A 21,339-nucleotide genomic window follows, 5' to 3' on the forward strand; every position below is an offset into this window, starting at 1 on the left:
GCGCCCTTAAATGAGCGTTTTGCCGACGCGCTGACCAAAACCTTGCCGCGGGCTTGACGGGTTGGTCAGCTCTTGGCTGGTAATTGGTTTGACACTTAAAACCAAGATGGTGATCGCGCTGTTTTGTTGCTTGGCCGCTCGGACAATAGTGGTACGGGCATCCCATCCGCCCAGTGCTGTCTTGAGAGGAGCTGCCGTGAACAAGAGCAAGCGCATCGCCATCAGTCTGGCAGCGGGCGTGCTCGCCGCGGCACTCTGCATGGTTTACGGGTCATCGGTTCGTTCGCGGGCTGAGCAGGCCCAGGCCAAAACCTTGGCCAAATACGGCGGCGATCGCGTCGAAGTTTGCGTTGCCGCGCGTGATATCGATGTGGGTGAGACCCTCGACGAGACCAATGTCGTAACCCAAGAGTGGCTCGCGAGCCTGCTGCCGCGCGATGCGGCGACCGAGCTGCGCCAGGTGCGAGGCGACGTGACGACCTCGCGTATTCCCAAAAATGCCGTGGTCTGCGATGTCTACACCAAAGCCGAGAGCCATACGCTCGAGGTGCCCAAGGGCAAGGTTGCCGTTTCGGTGGCGGTCGATGCCGAGCATTCGGTGGGCGGAGCCGCAGGCGTGGGCAGCTACGTGGATGTGTACGTGCAAAAAGACGGCGTGACCGACCGGCTGTGCGGCGCGTATGTGATCGATACCAGCGACGAGGCCGGTGCCACGCGCGAAGGCAAGGTCGAGTGGGTGACGCTGGCGGCCGACCCCAAAGACGTCAAGGAATTGCTGGGAGCCTCGGGCAAGGGAACGGTCAGCTTGACGATTCCCGCCACGGCACGCGGCAAAAAGAGCGGAGGCGACGAGTGATGAAGGCGATCTGGCTTGCGTGCTGCGCGTGTGGAGATTACGGACTGCTGCAGCAGGAAGTCGAGGGCCGCGATGCGGGCGCGCAGGTGCTTCGCGTGGGCGACCTAGACGGGTTGGTGTCTATGGCTCGGGCGTTTCCTTCGCGCCGTGGCGCTGCCATTATCGCGGCATCCCTGTTTGATACTAAAGATGTGCGAGAGGCCGTCGCGCGCCTGACTGCCGAAGGACGCGTGAGCCGCGTCGTCGTGTTGATAGAGGCGCTCGATCCGTCGGATATCGAGGGGCTGTTTCGCGCGGGGGCGACCGAGGTCATCGCTGCGCACAGCATATGCGGCAGCGGACATGTGGGCGAGGGAGCGGTTGATTCCGATTGGGGCGTGTCGCCTGAGCCCGATGTTTTTGTTGATAGGGAACCCGGGGCGCCTCGCGCTACAAGAGGCCCGCGTGTTGATGACTATGGGAAAGCGGAAGCCGAGCATGTTCGGCGCCCCCCGGGCCCCCTTGCATGTGGTGACGTCGGAGCGTCGGTGCCGTATGGCGAAGACCTCCTGGCCGTAGATATGGGATACGTGCACGGCGTGAGCCTGGCCGATGGACTCGATGAGGTCGAGGGCCTTGTCGCGGGTGATGGCCCGCACGTCGACGTGACAGCGGAATCCCCAGTTCCGCCCCTACCGTTTGAGCAGCCTGCCGTGCCGGCGTGGACGCAGCACTTGGGTGCGGCTGGCGAGACGGGGACGTTGCCGCCCACGTCGTCAGCCCCTGCACCGCTGGCAGACACTGCGTCGACGTCGCATCGAGCTCCGGTCATCTGCGCCATTTCGGGTTCGGGCGGCTGTGGCAAATCGACGATTGTCGCCACGATGGCGCATGCCGCTTCGTTGCTGGGTCTGCGAGCTGCCGTACTCGATTTGGACCTAATGTTTGGAAATCTCTACGACTTGCTGGGCGCCGATGCCCCGCATGACATGGCGACACTTATCGAGCCGTCGGTCGCGGGCGCACTTGCGGAGCAAGACGTGGTCGCTGCATCGATGCGCGTTGCCCCAGGCGTTACGCTTTGGGGGCCTGTCGCAGCGCCCGAGCGCGCCGAGCTCATGGCGCGTCCGGTAGAGCTGCTGCTCGACATCTTGCGTCGTGAGTCCGACGTGGTCCTTATCGATACCTCGGTCTTTTGGGGCGATGCGGTGGCGGCTGCGGTGGCGGCGTGCGACCGTTGCCTTGTCGTGGGTGATGCGGCAGTTTCTTCCGCGACGTCTGCAGCGCGCGTCATTGAGCTGGCGAGCCGTGTGGGCGTGCCGCGCACGCGCATGAGCGCCGTATTCAACCGATTTGGCGCGCGTGGGGCGGACGAGGATGTCGCCATGCGCTTTGAGATTGCCTGTGCGTTGAGCTCCAAGATTCGTATCGCCGATGGCGGGCAGGATCTCGCCGCGCTCATGGCGTTTGGGCGCGCTGACGAGGCAGTGGGGCAGACCAGCGCTTTTGCGACCAGCGTGCGCGAGGCCACGCGTGAGATGCTCGTGGAACTGGGGTGCGCCGTCGGCCCTTGGAGCGATATGGTCGCCGACCGTGCAACGCGCACCGAACGCCCGCGCATCCGCCTTCCCTGGTCGCGTGAGGGTGATTGCCGATGAGCCTGCAAACGAGAATTAAAGCAGCCGGTGCGGCAGCGGCGACGGCACCTGTCGATGTGGGACGGCACCGTGCGGTCAAGCGCCGCACCAAGCGGGCCGTGATGGACCGCGTGGGCTACGACGAGGTGGCACGCATCAGTGCCTACGTCGATCCGGTTCTTGCCCGTTCGGAATTGCGTCCTGCGGTGGAGGCGGCACTCAACGTGGAAGAACCGACCGACCTGGCGACGCCCGAGCGTGAGACCATCATCAACGAGATCTTGGATGACGTGGTGGGCTTGGGCCCGCTGCAGCCGCTCATCGAGGACGACACCGTCACCGAGATTATGGTCAACGGTTGCCGCTCGGCGTTCTTTGAGCGCGGCGGGGTCTTATACCCCATCGAGCATGCGTTTGAGGATGACGAGCAGATCCGCGTGCTCATCGACCGCATCATCTCACCGCTGGGCAGGCGTATCGACGAGCGCAGTCCCATCGTCAACGCCCGCCTCAAGACGGGTTATCGCGTCAACGCGGTGATTCCGCCCGTGGCGATCGATGGGCCGATCCTCACCATCCGCAAGTTCTCGGATCGCATCTGTTCGTTGGACGAGCTTGTGGGCCTGGGGTCGCTGCCGCTTTGGTATGCGCAACTGCTTTCGTGTGCGGTGTCGCTGCGCCAAGATTTGGCGGTTGCGGGCGGTACGGGGTCGGGCAAGACTACGCTGCTCAACGCGCTATCGTGCGAGATATCTACCGGCGAGCGCATCGTGACGATCGAGGATTCCGCCGAGCTCAAGTTCGCGCATCACCCGCATGTGGTTCGCCTGGAGGCGCGCGAGGCTTCAATTGAGGGTGAGGGTGCGGTGACAATCCGCGACCTGGTGACCAACGCCCTGCGTATGCGTCCCGACCGTATTGTGGTGGGTGAGGTACGCGGTGCGGAATGTTGCGACATGCTGCAGGCCATGAACACCGGGCACGATGGGTCGCTCACCACGCTTCATGCGGGCACCGAGCAAGAGACCGTGGTGCGTTTGACGCTGCTTGCGCGCTATGGCATCGATCTGCCGAGCGAGCTTATCGAGGAACAAATCGCTATGGCGCTCGACGGCATCGTGATGTCCGAGCGCCATGCGGACGGCCGGCGTTTTGTGTCCTCCTACTCGGGGGTGCGACGCGGCGCGTCGGGTGGCGTGGAACTCGAGCGCTACGTGACCTTCGATGCCGCCGAGCGCACCTGGACCCTCAACCGCGAGCCGCCGTTTATCGCAGAGGGCTTGCGCTCGGGAACGCTTACGCAGGAGGAGGTGGAGGAATGGAGGTCGTTGTGCCCCTCGTCGTAGGGGGCCTTGCCGGGTTTTCGGTCGCGACGGTATGCGGAGTGGAGCCTCATGTGCCGAGGGTGCCGCCGGCGGAGCTGGTGCGCCAGACGCTCGAGACGGCGGCAGAGAAGCTGCCGCGTGAGCTGGTGGAAAACGATCTGCTAAAAAAGATCGCCCGCTCCTGGGTATCGTTGGTTCCCGTGCGCCGCATCGGTCTTGTCGTTGAGGATGATGCTTCACGCTTGGCGTTCCTGTTGCTATCGAGTGGCGTCTGCTGCCTTGCGCTTGCCGTGGTGTCGCTATCGCCCATCGGCTTTGTTTTGGGGGCGGTTGCGCCCTTTGCCGCCGGCGCCGCACGCGACGTCTTTGACCACCGACGCGAGCAGCGCGATGTGGAGGAAGCCATGCCCGAGGCCTTTACGGCACTTTCCATGTCGCTTGCCTCGGGACATTCGCTGGCCCAGGGCATGCGGTTTGTGGGCGCTCACGCGCAAGAGCCGGTGCATACCGAGTTTCTGCGGGTAGCGGCGGCGATCGACTGTGGCATTTCGGCTGCCGATGCGCTCGACGACCTGCTTGTCCGCATCGACGCCCCCGGGCTTTCGCTTGTCACGTTGGCGCTCAAGGTGTCGCAGCGGACCGGTGCCCCGCTTGCCGATCTGCTGTCCGAGGCGTCGAGCATGGTGGGGGAGCGTATCGAGCTCAAGCGCCGCCTGGATGTCAAAACGTCGCAGGCGCGCATGTCGGCGCATATGGTCGCGGCGATGCCGGCGGGTATGTGCGCGGTGCTGGCCCTGCTTTCGGCAGATTTTCGCTACGGTCTCGCAACGCCGGTAGGCGCCGGCGCCGTGGTTCTGGGGCTTGCCCTTAACGGCGTCGCCCTAATGGTTATCCGACGCATTATGCGGGTGGAGCTGTGAGCGCCCTGGTTGCCGCCACGGCTTGCCTGTGCGCCTTCGGCGTATTTGTCGCGACGGGCCTGGAGCGCTCGGATGTGCGCAAGACCATGGAGATTTTCAGGGGCGAGGCGGTGCTGGTCGTTGCTGCGGCCCATTCGGTGATCGATGCCGCTATTGCGCGGGTGAGGGGCGCATTTGGCGTGGACAACTCAGCGCAGGTTTCGCTCGGCGAGGTGTCCGAGATGATTGATGTGGTGCGCCTGGGGCTTTCCGCCGGCCTTTCGTTCGATGCGGCGCTCGAGATCTTTTGCGCCAATCGTCGATCGGCGCTGACTGTTCGGCTTGAACGGGCATGCATGGCGTGGCAGGTGGGCGTGGGAGCGCGCGAGGACGAGTTGTTGGCGGCCGCGCAGGACCTGGACGTGCGGGCGCTCGAGACCTTTGCCATTACGGTGGGTCAAGCGCTCGCCCTGGGTGCCCCGCTTGCCGAGACCCTTGCTGTCCAAAGTCGCGAGATCCGCGCCGCCCATCGTGCCGCGGTCGAGCGCGAGATTGAACGAGCGCCCGTCAAGCTGCTGATTCCCACCGGCACGCTCATCTTGCCGGCACTGCTGTTATCCATATTGGGCCCGCTGCTGGGAGCAGGCGGGATGATGTAGGGAGGAATACATGAACAAAATGGCTGACGTTATGGGTAGGGTTTGGAGCCGGACGCTTTACCGTGCAATGCGTTCCTGTCAACGTGCCAAGGCGCTGGTGCAGGAGGAAAGCGCGCAGGGTACCACCGAGTACGCCATCTTGGTCGGCGTGCTCGTGGTAATCGCGATCATTGCCATCGTTGCATTTAAGGGCAACGTCGAAAAGCTATGGAACGCGATCAAAGACGGCATCAACAGCCTGTAGAAGGCGGGCATTCTGTTGGCGTGCTGCTGGTGCTCGCTTGCCTGATTGTGGCGATAGCGGCGACGCTCTGGGGGCTGAATGTCGTGCGACAGCAGCGTTCTGGGGCCGTCGCGGATGGGAGCTCGGGCGCGGTGGCGCCTCCCGATGACAAAGCGCGGGACACGGCCGACAGGGATGCCGCCGTCACGGCACAAACTTTTCTGCGCGCCCTCGACGAACGGGTGGATGCTGCGGTGGGTCCATCTGCGGACAACGCAGTCGCAGCCCGGCTGACATGGGCCGAGGAGCGACCGATGACCGAGGCTGCCGCGGACCTGTTGCGTGTTTATCGCGAGGTGCCCACAGCCCAGCTCGCTCTAAGCGGTTACCTCGACATCAAGGGCAACGTATGGGGCGCCATCGTGCGCGATGGGCGCGGCTGGGTCGACATGGTGACGGTTGCCGCGGATGCCGGCGACGCCTCGTGCCGCTTACGCGCGGTGCGCTTGGTTCCGCAAGCATCGGGGTCAAAGGAGGGATCGTGAAATGCTTGACGTTTTGCGCGAGGAGTCTGCCCAATCGACCGTTGAGTACGCCATCGTCACCATGGCGCTGCTTTCCATCGTGCTGGCGATTGCGGGGCTTTGGCGCGCCGGCACCGACGGACGCTTGGCGGCGTTGGCTGCACGGGCGGCGTCCCATGGCGTCGCCTCGACATCGGTTATCGACGCCGCCGCAGGCGCCAAAGACATCGCGCTCTATTGATATCGCGCGCGAGGATTGGGCGCAGTCCACGGTCGAGGCCGCTTTTTTGCTGCCGACGTTTTTGACGCTCATCCTGCTTGCGCTGCAGCCGGTGTGCCTGCTCTATACGCGCGCGGTCATGGAGTCTGCCGCCGCCGAGACGGCGCGGCTCATGACCACGACGACGGCGGAGGACGACGACCTCAAGGAGTTTGCCCGTCGCCGTCTCGCCGCGGTGCCCGATGTCTCGATCTTTCACGCCGGCGGACCGCTGTCGTGGGATATCGAGCTTGGCCGGGCGGGCGCAGGGGGCGTTTCGTCTGTATCTATCGCGGGCGATGTAAAGCCGCTGCCCGTGATCGGCGCGTTCGTGCAGGCCATGGGCAATGTGGGGGGAGGAGGGAATGTTGAGTTGAAAGTCGACGTTTCGTATCGATCGCGTCCCGGATGGCTGGAGGGAGACTATGATTCGTGGATTGCCGCGTGGGATTAGGCGTCGCCTGCTGCGAATGATGCGAGGGCTCGTGTGCCGTTGCCGGTCGAATGCCCGCCGCAAGCGGGGCGGCTTCATGGGCCGCTCCGGTATCGACTTGTTTATCGAGGACGGTGCCTACACTACGCTTTCTTCGGCGGTCGTCATACTTGTGGTGCTTACGCTGCTGTTTTCGTCGACGGCGGCGATATGGAGTATGTCGCGTGCCGGGGATACCCAGGTGGCGGCCGATAGCGGTGCTCTGGCGGGTGCCAACGTGATATCGTCCTACCATACAGCAGCCACGGTGGTGGATGCGAGCATTTTGAGCTTGGGCCTGGCGGGGTTTGCCACAATCGGCACCGGCTTGGTTGCCATGCTGGTGCCGGGTGGGAAAATAGCCGCAAGCGATATGGTCGATACCGGGATTGAGATTATTAAAACGCGCAATAGGTTTGCCAAAAGTGCGTCGGAGGGTTTGCAAAAAGTCGAAACGGCTCTGCCATATCTGGTTGCCGCGCGAGCTACGCAGGCTGTTTCGGCGCAGGATACCGATAACGTGACCTATACCGGCACAGCGCTCGCCGTGCCCAGGACATCGGAGTCGGACTTTGTTGCGCTCGAGGGGTCAGAAATCTCGACCGATGCCATCGAGAGCACCTCAAAAGACCTTGACTATGCTGCCAAGGAACTGAAGAAAGCGTCCGAGAAAACGTCAAAGGCCAAGGAACGCGCCTGGCTTGCGGACTGTGGCGGATCGGATGAGAATGCGATTGGCAAGTACTCATGTATGTGGGAGCGTGCGGGGAGCTTGGCAAAGCTATCGGGTGAACAAAACCGCCGCTATACTTCGAGTATCGATTGGGAGCCGCAAATCGCCCTAAATCGTGCGAAGAACTATTACCGCCGGCGCCTGGCGAATGAAAGGCCGCTTGGTGGGGGTGTAGAGATGGAAGCGGAGTCTGTCGCGCGCAAAGCGTTTTACGCTTATGCAATCGAAGAACTCGATCACTCGTATATTAAAGATGATGGTGAAAAAATCTTATCCCAGATTCCATTCCTGCCACGCACTCCAGATGAGGTGAAGGGAACCCAGCTCTACACCGATGCCATGTGGCCTACGAGTGATATTGGTGGCAAGACATACCTGCACTATGGGACCGGATGCCCCAACTATAAGAATGGGTCGCCGGGCGGGTTGGCATCCGTCGTCGATTACGATGGCCACGATGTGTGCGAGGAGTGCCAATTTGACGTCGTTGACCTGGGTCGCGCCCTCATGCCTCCATCATTTATCGAAAACGGCTTCGAATACCACTTTGACAAGTTCAAAGACGCCCTGGAAGACTACGTCGAATGTCGCAACAAAGAGCTCGAGCTTATGCGTCAGACCGAGGACGAAGCCGATCGCGCGGGCAATGCGTTTGACCAGGCCATCAAGGCGCTTTCGGGCGAGCGGCCGCGTATCGCCCCGCCCGGCCGAAACGGCGTGGTCTCCTTTGCGGTCTCGGGCGATATGACCAGTCCCGGTAAGCTCAACTCTTCATTCAATAAGCCGGTTACGCTCGGCAGTCGCGGTGCAATCTCTGCCGCGGTCTTGGCTCCCGACAACGCGACGGCGCAAAACAACGTGCTCTCGCGGTTTTTCTCGACACTGGAAGAGCGCTCGGGCGGCGTTGCCGGCGTACTCGATGGCGTCATGGATGTTTGGGGACGCCTGCTTGTGGGATACGGAGACATCCAAGGTTCGGCCGACGAACTTATGGACGAGATGATTAAAGACCTAGGAGGGGGCAGCGGCGCGTTGGGCTCCATTGCATCGTGGCTCGGCGATACCGTTTCGGCGTCCGTGGCGGCGCTGGGTTTGGAACCGTGCGACTTGCGCCTGCGAAAGCCGGTGCTGACCGATTCCGCTAACGTCATTAAGAGTCCGGGGTCTGACATTGCCGGTCTCTCTCAAGCGCAAGACAAACTGCGAAGTATTCCGTTGGGCGTGACCGATCCCAAGGCGCTTTGCGAGGCGTTGGAATATCAAGTCGAACGCACGATCGGCGATGTGGTGTTCACACTTGCGGAGATTCCTCTGCCCGGCGACGGCTCCATCCCGCTCACCGTCGATGTCGCCACGCTGGTTGGCGCTCTGGGCGGTGGATCGTAATGGGCGTTGGTGCAGTCTTGTACGAGGAGCGCGCCCAAGCGACGGTCGAGATGGCCGTGGTCGCTCCCGTTTTGCTGGCGCTTGCGCTCATTGTGTACAACGTCATGGTCTTTGCCGGCGCTGCTGCGCGCTTCGATCGCGTGGTGCCCGATATCGTGCTGGCGCACGCTGTGGCGCCGGAAGGGGAGGGCGACAAGAGCTCTGTCGATGCCTCGGTGCGTGTCCAGTCCGAGATTCAGGCGGCTATGCAGGGCTATAATCTGCAGGTCGAGGTCTCGAGCGAGCAGAGCTCGGCGTCGTCTGACGGCGGCTTGCTCTCTCTGTCCGGGACGTTTAGGACCTATGCCTGCGTCATGTACTATGAGCCGTGGCCTAGATTGCTTAGCATTGCCGGCGTTTCTCTGGGGACGCCGGCGAAGCTGTCGCACGAGCGCGCGGTTACGGTCGATCCGTGGCGACCGGGGGTGGTCATGTGAGCGCCGTCTTGTCTTATATCGCCTACGCGCGTGCGCTCAATAGGCTCGGTTGGTCGCCGGCAGAGTTTATGGTGGCAGAATCGTTTGGCGCACGCTTGCGCGGCATGCTGGGCCGCGTGCCGATTACGGCTGACGGACTGCCGCTCGTCATGGCGTTTCCGTCCTGCTCTTCGGTCCACACCTGTTTTATGGCTTATCCCATCGACATTGCCTTTATTGATTGCAGCGGCAATATCCTTGCACGCTACGAAAATGTCCGCCCCTGGCGCATGTGCTCCTGTCCCGGTGCTTGGGCGGTGCTGGAACGCCTTTCAATCCTTGTATCGCCCACTGTCTTGCAACGAGTGCAGGCTTGAAGGCCCTGGGCGAAAAACTTCTTGCGGCCGGTTGATGTCTCTGACGTGCTGCTTTACAGAACCGAGGCGGTGTCCAAAAACTTTTTTCAAATTCTCGGTTGACCGGAGCGCGTCCTTGGTTATACTAATCAAGCCTTGAAACAAGGCACACCTCAAATGGCTGGGTAGCTCAGTTGGTAGAGCAGAGGACTGAAAATCCTCGTGTCAGGGGTTCGATTCCCTTCCCCGCCACCTTGAATTGACTAGGACCTCTGCGAAGGGGTCCTTTTCTTTTATGTAGCCCCCGCACGGAATCGAACCCCGCGAGGGCGCGGAGCTGAGGAAACGCGATAGCGTTTGCCAGCGTAGCTCGCAAGGCGCGCAAGCGCCGCAGCGGTCCGTCCGCGCAGCGCGCGGACGCGATTCCCTTCCCCGCCACCTTGAATTGACTAGGACCTCTGCAAAGAGGTCCTTTTCTTTTATGTGGACCCGCGGAAAACGCATCCCAGAATTTCAATCCTGAGCGGGATGCGCTTTCCGCTTTAGGGGCGCTTGGGAAAATGCGACCCGGAATGACGTGAAATTACGGGACATGCTTTCCGGTTGGGCCTGCTGGCGGAAAATGCATTCCATTATTGAGCAAAAAAACGGGATGCTCCTTCCGGCGCCTGCCTTCGGCGTGCGTGCACATCTTGGCGTACCATCTCGGGTGTGCCCGCCCAGATATTACTCCTACTTTTGCGCCACTTTGCAGACCGTTCGATCGGCTGTCCGTGTGCGCGGGTATACTCAAAACGATACTTTTCCTATGCAATACGATGCGGGTTCGCCCTGCACGATTCGAAGGGGGCCGTGATGGAGAGGATACTCGGCGTTAATCTCTCTGGCTGGTTTATTCCCGAGCCTTGGGTGACCCCGTCGCTGTACGCGGCGACAGGTGCGTCCAATGCGGCGGAACTGCAAGAAGCCATGGGCACTGCTGCCTATAACGAGCGCATGCGTCGCCATTATGAGACATTCGTAAGCGAAGATGATTTTCGCCGTATGGCGCAGATTGGTCTCAATGCCGTGCGTTTGCCGGTGCCCTGGTATGCCTTTGGCTCGCAGGAGTCCGATGCGTCCTACATTTCGGTTATCGACTACATTGACCGTGCAATTGAGTGGGCTGCCAAGTACGACATTCGCGTGCTGCTCGATCTAGCGACTGTGCCCGGTGGCCAGGGCGATTCCAACGATTCGCCCACCACGCCGGAGGCTGTTGCCGAGTGGCATTCGTCCACCAACGGTCGTCACGTTGCGCTCGACGTGCTGGAGCGTTTGGCCGATCGCTACGGCGAAGCCGAAAGCCTTCTGGGCATTGAGCTGCTGGATACGCCGCAGATGAGTGTCCGCAAGAGTCTCTTTACCATGACGGATGGCATTCCGGCCCACTACCTGCGCAATTTCTATCGCGATGCCTACGAGCTCGTCCGTTCGTATATGCCCGAGGATAAGATCGTCGTCTTTTCGTCCTCAGGACATCCCAGCGAGTGGAAGCATTTTATGCGCGGCGCCAAGTACAAGAACGTCTACATGGACCTTCACCTGTACCATTACCGCGACGAGTATGCGCTCGACATCACGAGCCCCTGCGGGCTGACGACGGCGATTTCGCGTAACAAGCGCGAGCTTAAAGAAGCGATTTCGACAGGGTTCCCCGTGCTGGTGGGCGAATGGTCGGGCGCGGCGATCTTTGCCAACTCGTCGGTTACGCCCGAGGGCCGCAATGCCTACGAGCGCGTGTTTATCGCCAATCAGCTGGCTTCGTTTGCGCCGGCTGCCGGTTGGTTCTTCCAAACGTGGAAGACCGAGAAACGCATCGCAGCATGGGACGCCCGCGCGGCGCTCGGTACGCTCGAGCGCGGCATGATTGAATAGGTTGATATGACGCAAAACAGAGCCCATACGGGCAAACTCTATGTGGTCGGAACACCCATCGGCAACCTGGGCGACCTGTCTCCGCGCGTTGGCGAGGCGTTTGCCGCCGCCGATGCGATCTGCTGCGAGGACACGCGCGTGACCTCAAAGCTACTGATGCACCTGGGCATTTCCAAGCCGCTTGTCCGTTGCGACGAGAATGTGATCGCCAGCCGCGCCACCGGTCTGGTCGACCGCCTGCTGGCGGGTGAGACCCTTGCCTTTGCCTCGGATGCCGGCATGCCGAGCGTGTCCGATCCCGGCCAGGCGCTGGTCGAGGCGGCGCGTGAGGCCGATGTGCCCGTCGAAGTTATTCCCGGGCCCTCTGCTTGCGTCACAGCGCTCGTTTCGTCCGGCATTCCCTGCGAGCATTTTTTCTTCGAGGGCTTTTTGGGCCGAAAGCACGGCGACCGCGTGCGCCGTTTGCAGCGCCTTGCCGTGGTGCCCGGCGCGCTCATCTTCTACGAGTCTCCACATCGCATCGTGGCGACGCTCGAGGCCGTGGCAGAGGTCTTTCCCCAGCGTGAGGTTGCCGTCTGCCGCGAACTCACCAAGCTGCACGAGGAGGTCTTGCGCGGGCCCGCCGCCCAGCTTGCCGAGGGGCTGCGTGCCCGTGGCGAAGTAAAGGGCGAGATTGCGCTGGTCATTGCGCCACCGAGCGAAGACGAGGAGGCCGGCATCGTGCCGGTTGGCGCAGCGGCAGCGGATCCCGATGAGGCCCTGCGCGCGGATATCCGTGTCGCGCTCGAGGAGGGGGAGCCCGCCTCTGCGGTGGCCAAGCGTCTGTCTCAGAAGTATTCACGCCGCAAGCGCGATGTCTATGCCATGGTGCTCAATATGCAATAGATGGAGGATATCCAGCCCTTGCGTTAGAATCATCCCCTGTATGCAACGTTTTTCTGGAGGACAAACCCCATGGATCAAAGCAAGCCTTCGTTCTTTATCACGACGCCCATCTACTACGTCAATGCCGATCCGCATCTGGGCACGGCTTATTCCACTATCATCGCCGACGTCCAGGCTCGCTATCGCCGCTCCGCCGGCTATAACGTCAAGTTCCTGACCGGCATGGACGAGCACGGCGAGAAGGTCGCCGAGGCCGCAGCCAAGCATGGCATGACGCCGCAGGAGTGGACCGACAGCCAGGCTCCGCACTTCAAGGAGCTTTGGAGCAAACTCGAGATCTCCAACGACGACTTCATCCGCACCACCGAGCCGCGCCAGCATCATGCGGTGCAGTATCTGTGGGAGCGCATGAAGGAGTCTGGCTACCTGTATAAGGGCAGCTACGACGGTTGGTACTGTGTGCCCGACGAGACTTACTTTACCGACACGCAGGTCCAGAAGGGTGACGAGGAATACGGCAGCGTCGGCCAGCACCTGTGTCCCGACTGTCATCGTCCGCTCGAGCGCGTGCAGGAGGAGTCCTACTTCTTCAAGCTTTCCGCTTTCCAGGACAAGCTGCTCAAGCTCTATGACGAGCATCCCGATTTCGTCGAGCCTGCATTCCGCATGAACGAGGTGCGTAGCTTTGTCGAGGGTGGCCTCAACGACCTTTCCGTGAGCCGTACGAGCTTTGACTGGGGCATCCAGGTTCCGTTCGATGAGGGCCATGTGACCTATGTGTGGTTCGACGCGCTGCTCAACTACATGACGGCTGTCGGCTACGGTGTCGACACCGACGAGGCCCGTGCCGAGCTGGCCTATCGCTGGCCTGCGCAGTTCCACATTGTGGGCAAGGACATCATTCGCTTCCACTGCGTCATTTGGCCCGCTATGCTCATGGCCATTGGCGAGGCTCTGCCCGAGCACGTCTTTGCCCACGGCTTCCTGACCGTGCGCAATGCCGAGACTGGCAAGGCCGAGAAGATGTCCAAGAGCCGTGGCAACGCCATTGCCCCGCAGGATGTTATCGACATGCTGGGCGTCGAGGGCTATCGCTACTACTTTATGACCGACGTGGTCCCCGGCACCGACGGAGCTATCAGCTTCGATCGCATGGAGCAGGTCTACAACGCCGATCTCGCTAACAGCTGGGGCAACCTCATCTCGCGTTCACTCAACATGAGCGGCAAGTACTTTGACGGTTGCGCGCCCGCCAAGCCCGCATCGTTCGATGCGTTCGATAACCCGCTGGCAAAGATCGCCGATGGCCTGGCCGAGCGCTACATGGCCAAGATGGACGTGCTCGATTACGGTGGAGCCAAAGACGAGGTTATGGAGCTCATCCACGCCGCCAACCACTACATCGAGGACTCCGAGCCCTGGGCACTTGCCAAGGACGAGGCCAAGGCCGACGAGCTGGCGTTTGTGATCTACAACCTCCTCGAGGCCATCCGCATTGCTGCTCACCTGCTGATGCCGCTCATGCCCCAGACTTCTACCGAGGCCCTGCGCCGCCTGTCGTGCGAGGACGAGGCCGCGAGCGACGACCTCAAGGGCATTTGCGCTTGGGGTCTGCTTGCCGGTGGTCAGCCCGTCGAGAAGGGTGAGCCGCTGTTCCCGCGTCTGGGTTAAGACGCCGCGCGCCATATCGGCAATCTGCTGTTTAGGTGTAAGGGCATGGCCGCAACGGTCCATGCCCTTTTGTTTCAAGACGCCGCCACCATGTTAAGGAGGCAACTATGACAACTTCGCCTTTGGCAAACCCCACGGCAACAAGGGAGCTGCTGGAGGAGTTTGGCCTTGCGACCAAGCATCGCCTGGGCCAGAACTTCCTGATCGACAACCATGTGATCGAGCGTATTTGCGAGCTTTCCGAACTTGCGGGCGATGAGCGCGTGCTCGAGGTTGGTCCGGGCGTTGGAACGCTCACGCTTGCGCTGCTTCAGGAGGCGGCGTGCGTCACGTCGATTGAGGCCGATCCCGAGCTCGAGCCGGTGCTCGATGCCCATGCCGCCGACTATGCCAACTTCCGCTTTATCATGGGCGACGCGCTCAAGGTGTGCCCGGAGCAGATTGAGCAGGCCGCGGGCGGTGAGCCGACGGTATTTGTCGCGAACTTGCCCTATAACGTGGCAGCGACGATCATTCTGCAGTTCTTCCAGACGATGCCCGCCCTTAAGCGCGCCGTCGTCATGGTTCAAAAGGAGGTTGCCGATCGCATTGCCGCAACGCCGGGCAACAAGACCTACGGCGGCTATACGGCAAAGCTCGGCCTGTATGCGCAGGTGACGGGTCGCTTTGAGGTGCCGCCGCGCTGCTTTATGCCGGCGCCGCATGTGGATTCGGCCGTCGTGCGCATCGACCGTGTTGACGGTGTAGCGCCCGAGGGGCTTGATCGCGAGTTTGTGGCTCGCGTGATTGACGCTGCGTTTGCTCAGCGTCGCAAGACCATCCGCAATTCCATGAGCGCCAACGGCTTTGCCAAGGACGTGCTCGATGCCGCCTTTGAGGCTTGCGGCATCGCGCCCACCACACGCGCCGAGACGCTTGGCGTTGCCGATTTCGTCCGTCTAGCTCAGGAGCTAATCCATGATGCCTAATGACGAGCGCGTGACGTTTACCAAGAAAAAGAAAACGGTTGCTTGCCCCGTGCCCTTGGCGCCGCTTGCCGATACGCACGCGCACCTGCTCTCGTTTTGGGGCAAGGAAGTACCCGAGACGCTTGTGCGCGCCAAGGCTGCAGGCGTCGACCTGTTGGTGACGATTTTTGATCCCATTGCCGACAAACGCAGCGTGACGGACTATAGCGACTGGCTGGTGCGCGAGATTTTGCCGATGCGCGAGATTCCGCAGATAAAGTATCTCGCCGGTGTGCACCCCTATGGCGCGCCGGACTATACCGATGACATTCATGCACAGGTCGTTGCTGCGCTTGATGATCCCTTATGCGTCGGTATCGGCGAGATCGGTCTGGACTACCACATGGATTACGACGACGACATCGCGCCGGCGCCCCACAGCGTGCAGATTGATTGCATGGCACGTCAGCTCGAAGTTGCTGTGCGTCGTAACGTACCGGTGGAGTTGCATCTGCGCCACGAGGATGCGGATGGGGAGCGCTCCTCGCATGTGGATGCGTACAACGTGCTGCGCGAGGTCGGCGTGCCTCAGGCCGGTTGCGTGCTGCACTGCTTTGGCGAGGATCGCGCCACGATGGAGCGCTTTGTGGATTTGGGTTGTTACATCGCCTATGGCGGCGCGGCCACCTTTAAGCGCAACAATGATGTGCGCGAGGCATTCGCGGCGACCCCGCTCGACCGTATTTTGTTCGAGACGGATTGTCCCTATATGGCTCCGGAGCCCATTCGCGGTCTTGAGTGTGAGCCGGCAATGATTTCCATCACAGCAAACGCGCTGGTCAACGACCGTGTCGATCGTACTGGAGAGAAAGCAGAGGCAATTGCGCAAGCTGCGTGGGACAATGCCTGCAAACTTTTTCAAAAATAGTTCTTGCGTTCACGGTGGCGCTCCGTTATTCTAATTCCTGCACGCGGGCGTGGCGGAATTGGCAGACGCGTACGGTTCAGGTCCGTATGGGGGCAACCCCATGAAGGTTCAAGTCCTTTCGCCCGCACCATTGATTGAAAGAGCTCCCAGCAATGGGAGCTTTTTTGTTATGGGCCCATCGCAGGGACTTGAACCTGCGAAGGAGCGAGCGTCAAGAAAACGCGGAGCGTTTTTAGCGAGCTGGCGAGTCCGCCGGCAGGCGGGCGAAGCCGGTGCGGATCCGCGCAGCGGATACGCGGACGTCCTTTCGCCCGCACCATTGATTGAAAGAGCTCCCAGCAATGGGAGCTTTTTTGTTATGGGCCTCCTGATGGTGTCACATGGCTGCTTTGTGCGGGTATCCTAGTGCCAACGTGTGCCCATCGGAGGAGAGACCATGCTGTTATCCGGTATTATCGCTGCCCTTACGAGCCTTCTGCTTCCCATCATCATTTTGTTGCTACTGCTTCCCAACGCCTGCTATGTCGTTGAACAGCAGCATGCTGTGATCATCGAGCGCCTGGGCAAGTTTAACCGCATCGTCAACGCGGGTTTCCACATGAAGGTGCCCGTGATCGACCGCAAGGCCGCCACGGTGAGTCTGCGCACCATGAAAAACGGTTTTGGGATCGACGTTAAGACCCAGGACAACGTGACTATCGGCCTTGAGGTCTCTGCTCAGTACCACGTGAGCTATGACATGGGAGCCGGCCCGGCAGATTCGGGCATCTACAAGAGCTACTACATGCTGCAGGAGCCCGTCGACCAGATGCGCGACTTCATTACCGATGCCCTGCGCTCTTCCATCCCTGTCTATACCCTTGATGAGGTCTTTGCCAAGAAGGATGACATTGCCAAGGACGTCAACGCCACCGTATCCGAGCAGATGGCCGCCTACGGCTTTACCCTCGTGTCGACGCTCATCACCAAGATCGCGCTGCCGACCGAGGTCGAGAACTCTATGAATGACATCAACGCCGCCCAGCGTAAGCGCGCTGCTGCGCAGGAGCTCGCTGAGGCCGACCGCATCAAGCGCGTTACCGAGGCGACCGCCGAGGCCGAGGCAATGGAAAAGGCGGGCGAAGGCATCGCCAACCAGCGCAAGGCCATCGCGCTGGGTATCAAGGATTCGCTCGAGATTATCCAGGAGACGGGCGTCGGCAACGATGAGGCCAACCAGCTGTTCATGTTTACGCAATGGTCCGAGATGATGACGGAGTTCGCTCGCACGGGTAAAACATCGACGGTCGTGCTGCCGAGCGACTTTTCGCAGTCGGCCTCTATGTTCGAGCAGATGCTGACCGCCGGCAAAGTTCAAAACGATTCGAAGGAGTAGGCGCGCGTGAAGTGCACCGTTGTATGCGTCGGTAAGCTCAAAGAGCGTTTTTGGAAGGATGCCTGCGCCGAGTACACCAAGCGCCTGGGCGCCTATGCCAAGGTGGATATGCGCGAGGTGGCCGATATCGACCCGGCCAAGGCGGGCGGCGTGGATGCCGCGCGCGACAAGGAGGGAGCGGCGATTCTTGCAGCCCTGCCGCCCCGAGCGCATGTGATTCTGCTGGCCATTGAGGGCAAAGAGCGCTCGAGTGAGGAACTCTCGGCGCGGCTCGATGATCTTATGTTGCGAGGCAACAGCGACATCGCCTTTGTGATTGGCGGATCGGACGGCGTGAGCGACGATGTTCGCTCACGAGCTGACGAAATGCTCAGCTTTGGACGCATTACCTTGCCGCATAACTTGGCGCGCGTGGTGCTGCTGGAGCAGGTCTACCGCGCCTGCAAGATTAGCCGTGGTGAGCCGTATCACAAATAGGTCGGCAACACGAAACAATGCCGTGGGACAATAGCTCTCGATTTGAAGAACCTGTCTGAGAGGACTATGAGATATGAAGATTGGATTTGTCGGTTTTGGCAATATGGCGAGCGCTATGGCCGATGGCTGGATTGCCGCCGGTGTGGCTGCGAGCGACATGTGTGCCTGCGCGGGCCGCTACGATGCCCTGGTTGAGCGCTGTGAGGCGCGTGGGATACTTGCCTGTCGTGATGCGGCGGAGGTTGTCGCTGTATCCGATATCGTGGTTGCTGCGGTCAAGCCGTACATGATCGAGAAGGTCTTCGCTCCGCTCAAGGATACTCTTGCCGATAAGGTCGTCCTTTCGGTCGCCTGGACTTGGGACAGTGCCAAGTGGGAGCAGGTCCTGCCGGGTGTCGCGCACATCTCGACGGTCCCCAATACACCGGTTTCGGTGGGCGAGGGCGTCATCGCCTGCGAGAAGTCCTCTACGCTCAACGGCGAGCAGCGTGCCGTGGTGCTCGACCTGCTCGGAAAGCTTGGCACTGTCGTTGAGCTCGATACGAGCTTGCTGTTTGTGGGCGGTACCGTGGGCGGTTGCGCCCCGGCATTTGTTGCCATGGCGATTGAGGCCCTGGGCGACGCGGCCGTCAAGCACGGCATTCCGCGCGCCGACGCCTATCGCATTGTGAGCCAGATGGTTCTGGGTACGGCGAAACTGCAGCTTGCAACTGGGCAGCATCCTGCGGCGATGAAGGATGCCGTGTGCTCGCCCGGCGGCGCAACCATCAAGGGCGTCGTCGCGCTCGAGGACGCCGGCATGCGCAGCGCCCTGGTCAAGGCCATCGACGCCACCCTTCAGTAAACCTGCCATTTAGGGACAGGTTTATTTTGGCAGGTTTTTCCTGCGGTTTTATCTCTATAGCGAAAAGCGCCCCGCAACCGGGTTGATACCGGTTGCGGGGCGCTTGCGTTTGCCCAGATAAAACCGACCAAAATAAACCTGTCCCTAAATGGCAGGTTAGTCCCAGAAGCTGTCTTGATCTTCTTCGGATTTGGGCCCGCGGTCGACGTAGAGCTTATGGGTGCGCTTCTCCATTACAAAGGCAAGAATCGCAAACAGCAGGATGCCGCCGGCGAAAAGGATGGCAAAACCGGTGCGGGTGCCAAACAAAAAGGAAAAAACTGCGTCCATTGGGTGCCTTCTTGCGTAGTTGAGTTGGGTCGTAAACGCTCATAAGTATATACTTGCCCATACATGTACAAGGTTGCAACCTAAATGGAATGTATATCGCCGGAGGATCTAATGCTTGATATCAAGTTTGTTCGCGAGAACCCCGATGCCATCGATACCGCCATGGCTAACCGCCAGACGTCTTGGGATCGCGAGAAGTTCTTTGAGCTCGACGATGAGCGTCGTGCCGTCATCACCGAGGTCGAGGAGCTCCAGGCCACGCGTAATGCCGAGTCCAAGAAGATCGGCGCCCTAATGAAGGAGGGCAAGAAGGACGAGGCCGAGGCCGCCAAGGAGGCCGTGCGCGCCGTCAACGAGAAGATCGACGGTCTGGCCGAGCGCCGCACCGCTCTCGAGCAGGAGCAGTACGACTTTATGGCTCACCTGCCCAACATTCCTTGCGAGGCCACCCCGTACGGCAAGGACGAGGACGAGAACATCGAGCGCCGTCGTTGGGGCACCCCGCGTGAGTTCGACTTCGACTTTAAACCGCACTGGGATTTGGGCACCGACCTCGACATCCTCGACTTCGAGCGCGGCAACAAGCTCTCCGGTAGCCGCTTCACCGTTCTCGGTGGCGCCGGCGCCCGTCTGGAGCGCGCCCTCATCAACTTCTTCCTCGATACGCACACCAGCCGTGGTTTTAAGGAGTGGTGGCCGCCCATCGTCGTCAAGCGTCAGACCATGTTTGGCACGGGCCAGCTGCCCAAGTTCGAGGACGACGCCTATCATGTCTCGGGCGATAACTTCCTGATCCCCACCGCCGAGGTCGTGCTTACCAACCTGCACGCCGGCGAGGTTCTCGATGCCGACACCCTGCCGCGCCGCTACACCGCCTTCACCCCCTGCTTCCGCGAGGAGGCCGGCTCCGCTGGTCGCGACACCCGCGGCATCATCCGCCAGCACGAGTTCGACAAGGTCGAGATGGTCAAGTTTGCCAAGCCGGAGGAGTCCGACGAGGAGCTCGAGAGCATGACCGCCGAGGCCGAGTTCCTGCTTCAGCAGCTGGGTCTTCCGTATCGCGTGATTAGCCTGTGCACCGGCGACCTGGGCTTCTCTGCCCGTCAGACCTACGACATCGAGGTCTGGCTGCCGAGCTACAACGCCTACAAGGAGATTAGCTCCTGCTCCAACTGCGGCGACTTCCAGGCTCGCCGCGCCAACATCAAGTATCGCGATCCCGAGAACTTCAAGGGCTCGCGCTACCTGCACACCCTTAACGGTTCCGGTCTGCCGGCTGGCCGCACCATGGCCGCCATTCTGGAGAACTACCAGAACGCCGACGGCACCATTACGATCCCCGAGGTTCTGCGTCCTTACATGGGCGGCCTCGAGAAGATCGAGCCGGTCGCGTAGGTTTGCTGCATAAGCGATTTGCGGGGGCGCCCCTATCCGGGGCGCCTTTTTTTGTGCGCGGAGCCTTACCATGTCGCGCGGACAGCTCAATAGAAAACACACGAACAAGTGTTCTGTATACGGTCGTCTACCTGCTATGCTTTTACTAGATACGAGCGAGAGAAGGGGGATGTGATGGACCTGTTTGATGAGCGGGTAGTTTTGTTTGAGAGCGATGAAGGTGGGGAGCACCTGCTAGTTACGTGTGAGCCATCGGGTATGGGTGGCTTGGTGGTGAGGCAAACGAGCGAGGGTCCGTTGACCCAATGGTGCTTTGAGGAGTCGCCACATGTAGTTGAGACCTTTGTGACGCACGAAGGGCTTGCAACACTCGAACGGTTCTATGGAGTCGGGACTTCTAACCAGGTGGCACGCATGCTGAGTATCTCGTTTGCCGAGTATGATTGCGCCCAGCGGGTGCGCTCGCTATTGAGGGATCTCGGTGTTGGGTTCGATGTGGTTGAAAAGCCGATCGATCGTATGGGAAACGGTGATACATGCGGAGCTGCATGAGGAAAATGGTCTAGAAAAAAATCAAGATTTTGCTTGACTCCAATTAACTAAAATGGTTTCATATGTCTTGCGCTGCGGCGTTACCTCAGCTGGATAGAGGGTCTGACTACGAATCAGAACGTCATAGGTTCGAATCCTATACGCCGCACCAATCGAACTTGAAGCCTCCGGCAACGGGGGCTTTTCTTTTTTGGAAGCCATGCACGGATCCGAACCTCGGTCGAGGCGCGAGCGTAAAGAAAACGCGGAGCGTTT

Annotated in this window: 24 protein-coding genes and 3 tRNA genes; 25 read left to right on the forward strand and 2 right to left on the reverse strand. The window is 60.8% G+C overall.

The window, feature by feature from the left end:
* Positions 1–6: 6 nt before the first annotated feature.
* On the reverse strand, positions 7–210 hold the full coding sequence (locus tag ACTQXI_RS06365; RefSeq protein WP_195838599.1) for a hypothetical protein: 204 nt from the start codon (positions 208–210) through the stop codon (positions 7–9).
* Here ACTQXI_RS06365 and cpaB point away from each other — a divergent pair.
* The 22 genes from cpaB (at position 197) to proC (ending at position 18,807) form a co-directional block, all read left to right on the forward strand.
* On the forward strand, positions 197–856 hold the full coding sequence (gene cpaB, locus ACTQXI_RS06370; protein WP_370450646.1) for a Flp pilus assembly protein CpaB: 660 nt from the start codon (positions 197–199) through the stop codon (positions 854–856). The two genes, ACTQXI_RS06365 and cpaB, sit on opposite strands and share 14 nt — an antisense overlap.
* A complete protein-coding gene (locus ACTQXI_RS06375) occupies positions 856–2,493 on the forward strand; it encodes an AAA family ATPase (protein ID WP_441048990.1) in 1,638 nt (545 codons plus the stop codon). The genes cpaB and ACTQXI_RS06375 overlap by 1 nt, the downstream gene beginning before the upstream one ends.
* A complete protein-coding gene (locus ACTQXI_RS06380) occupies positions 2,490–3,818 on the forward strand; it encodes a CpaF family protein (RefSeq protein WP_441048989.1) in 1,329 nt (442 codons plus the stop codon). Before ACTQXI_RS06375 ends, ACTQXI_RS06380 begins: the two co-directional genes overlap by 4 nt.
* Positions 3,791–4,717 carry a type II secretion system F family protein gene (locus ACTQXI_RS06385; protein ID WP_441048988.1) on the forward strand — a complete coding sequence of 309 codons (927 nt, stop codon included), beginning with the start codon at positions 3,791–3,793 and terminating at the stop codon, positions 4,715–4,717. The genes ACTQXI_RS06380 and ACTQXI_RS06385 overlap by 28 nt, the downstream gene beginning before the upstream one ends.
* Complete coding sequence (locus ACTQXI_RS06390; RefSeq protein ID WP_441048987.1) at positions 4,714–5,355, forward strand: type II secretion system F family protein; 642 nt, start codon at positions 4,714–4,716, stop codon at positions 5,353–5,355. Before ACTQXI_RS06385 ends, ACTQXI_RS06390 begins: the two co-directional genes overlap by 4 nt.
* A 67-nt stretch (positions 5,356–5,422) precedes the next feature.
* Complete coding sequence (locus ACTQXI_RS06395; protein ID WP_441044823.1) at positions 5,423–5,599, forward strand: hypothetical protein; 177 nt, start codon at positions 5,423–5,425, stop codon at positions 5,597–5,599.
* 293 nt (positions 5,600–5,892) lie between these two features.
* Positions 5,893–6,123 carry a hypothetical protein gene (locus ACTQXI_RS06400; protein ID WP_154517646.1) on the forward strand — a complete coding sequence of 77 codons (231 nt, stop codon included), beginning with the start codon at positions 5,893–5,895 and terminating at the stop codon, positions 6,121–6,123.
* A gap of 1 nt (position 6,124) precedes the next feature.
* Positions 6,125–6,343, forward strand: coding sequence for a hypothetical protein (locus tag ACTQXI_RS06405; RefSeq protein WP_154517649.1), 219 nt, complete (start codon positions 6,125–6,127; stop codon positions 6,341–6,343).
* On the forward strand, positions 6,279–6,815 hold the full coding sequence (locus tag ACTQXI_RS06410) for a TadE/TadG family type IV pilus assembly protein (RefSeq protein WP_441548428.1): 537 nt from the start codon (positions 6,279–6,281) through the stop codon (positions 6,813–6,815). The genes ACTQXI_RS06405 and ACTQXI_RS06410 overlap by 65 nt, the downstream gene beginning before the upstream one ends.
* Positions 6,787–8,952, forward strand: a complete 2,166-nt coding sequence (locus ACTQXI_RS06415) for a hypothetical protein (RefSeq protein WP_441548429.1) — start codon at positions 6,787–6,789, stop codon at positions 8,950–8,952. Before ACTQXI_RS06410 ends, ACTQXI_RS06415 begins: the two co-directional genes overlap by 29 nt.
* Entirely contained in the window at positions 8,952–9,428 is a 477-nt protein-coding gene (locus tag ACTQXI_RS06420; RefSeq protein ID WP_441048984.1) for a hypothetical protein, read from the forward strand. The genes ACTQXI_RS06415 and ACTQXI_RS06420 overlap by 1 nt, the downstream gene beginning before the upstream one ends.
* A complete protein-coding gene (locus ACTQXI_RS06425; protein ID WP_441048983.1) occupies positions 9,425–9,784 on the forward strand; it encodes a DUF192 domain-containing protein in 360 nt (119 codons plus the stop codon). The genes ACTQXI_RS06420 and ACTQXI_RS06425 overlap by 4 nt, the downstream gene beginning before the upstream one ends.
* Positions 9,785–9,942: 158 nt before the next feature.
* Positions 9,943–10,015 (forward strand) — tRNA-Phe (locus ACTQXI_RS06430).
* A 603-nt stretch (positions 10,016–10,618) separates the two neighbouring features.
* Entirely contained in the window at positions 10,619–11,680 is a 1,062-nt protein-coding gene (locus tag ACTQXI_RS06435; protein WP_441048982.1) for a glycoside hydrolase family 5 protein, read from the forward strand.
* 6 nt (positions 11,681–11,686) lie between these two features.
* Positions 11,687–12,565, forward strand: coding sequence for a 16S rRNA (cytidine(1402)-2'-O)-methyltransferase (gene rsmI, locus ACTQXI_RS06440; protein WP_441048981.1), 879 nt, complete (start codon positions 11,687–11,689; stop codon positions 12,563–12,565).
* A gap of 69 nt (positions 12,566–12,634) precedes the next feature.
* Positions 12,635–14,236 (forward strand): methionine--tRNA ligase, encoded by a 1,602-nt coding sequence (gene metG / locus ACTQXI_RS06445; protein WP_154517665.1) that lies wholly within the window; start codon positions 12,635–12,637, stop codon positions 14,234–14,236.
* Positions 14,237–14,343: 107 nt separating this feature from the next.
* On the forward strand, positions 14,344–15,204 hold the full coding sequence (rsmA, locus tag ACTQXI_RS06450) for a 16S rRNA (adenine(1518)-N(6)/adenine(1519)-N(6))-dimethyltransferase RsmA (RefSeq protein ID WP_441031685.1): 861 nt from the start codon (positions 14,344–14,346) through the stop codon (positions 15,202–15,204).
* Positions 15,194–16,111 (forward strand): TatD family hydrolase, encoded by a 918-nt coding sequence (locus ACTQXI_RS06455; protein ID WP_441048980.1) that lies wholly within the window; start codon positions 15,194–15,196, stop codon positions 16,109–16,111. Before rsmA ends, ACTQXI_RS06455 begins: the two co-directional genes overlap by 11 nt.
* 43 nt (positions 16,112–16,154) lie before the next feature.
* Positions 16,155–16,241, forward strand: a tRNA-Leu gene (locus ACTQXI_RS06460).
* A gap of 306 nt (positions 16,242–16,547) precedes the next feature.
* Complete coding sequence (locus ACTQXI_RS06465; protein ID WP_117848150.1) at positions 16,548–17,486, forward strand: SPFH domain-containing protein; 939 nt, start codon at positions 16,548–16,550, stop codon at positions 17,484–17,486.
* 6 nt (positions 17,487–17,492) lie between these two features.
* On the forward strand, positions 17,493–17,963 hold the full coding sequence (gene rlmH, locus ACTQXI_RS06470) for a 23S rRNA (pseudouridine(1915)-N(3))-methyltransferase RlmH (RefSeq protein ID WP_370450649.1): 471 nt from the start codon (positions 17,493–17,495) through the stop codon (positions 17,961–17,963).
* A gap of 73 nt (positions 17,964–18,036) precedes the next feature.
* Positions 18,037–18,807, forward strand: coding sequence for a pyrroline-5-carboxylate reductase (gene proC / locus ACTQXI_RS06475; RefSeq protein ID WP_427719061.1), 771 nt, complete (start codon positions 18,037–18,039; stop codon positions 18,805–18,807).
* A 156-nt stretch (positions 18,808–18,963) separates the two neighbouring features.
* On the opposite strand, the gene ACTQXI_RS06480 is transcribed toward proC, so the two are convergent.
* Complete coding sequence (locus ACTQXI_RS06480; RefSeq protein ID WP_195838594.1) at positions 18,964–19,137, reverse strand: DUF6724 family protein; 174 nt, start codon at positions 19,135–19,137, stop codon at positions 18,964–18,966.
* 111 nt (positions 19,138–19,248) lie between these two features.
* Here ACTQXI_RS06480 and serS point away from each other — a divergent pair, with 111 nt between their 5' ends.
* The 3 genes from serS (at position 19,249) to ACTQXI_RS06495 (ending at position 21,235) form a co-directional block, all read left to right on the forward strand.
* On the forward strand, positions 19,249–20,532 hold the full coding sequence (serS, locus tag ACTQXI_RS06485) for a serine--tRNA ligase (RefSeq protein ID WP_118080822.1): 1,284 nt from the start codon (positions 19,249–19,251) through the stop codon (positions 20,530–20,532).
* Positions 20,533–20,706: 174 nt separating this feature from the next.
* A complete protein-coding gene (locus tag ACTQXI_RS06490) occupies positions 20,707–21,084 on the forward strand; it encodes a hypothetical protein (protein ID WP_154517675.1) in 378 nt (125 codons plus the stop codon).
* 74 nt (positions 21,085–21,158) lie between these two features.
* Positions 21,159–21,235, forward strand: a tRNA-Arg gene (locus ACTQXI_RS06495).
* Positions 21,236–21,339: the final 104 nt, after the last annotated feature.

The sequence above is a fragment of the Collinsella sp. LCP19S3_C9 genome (genome assembly GCF_052121575.1).
In the GTDB taxonomy this organism is placed as follows: Bacteria; Actinomycetota; Coriobacteriia; order Coriobacteriales; family Coriobacteriaceae; genus Collinsella.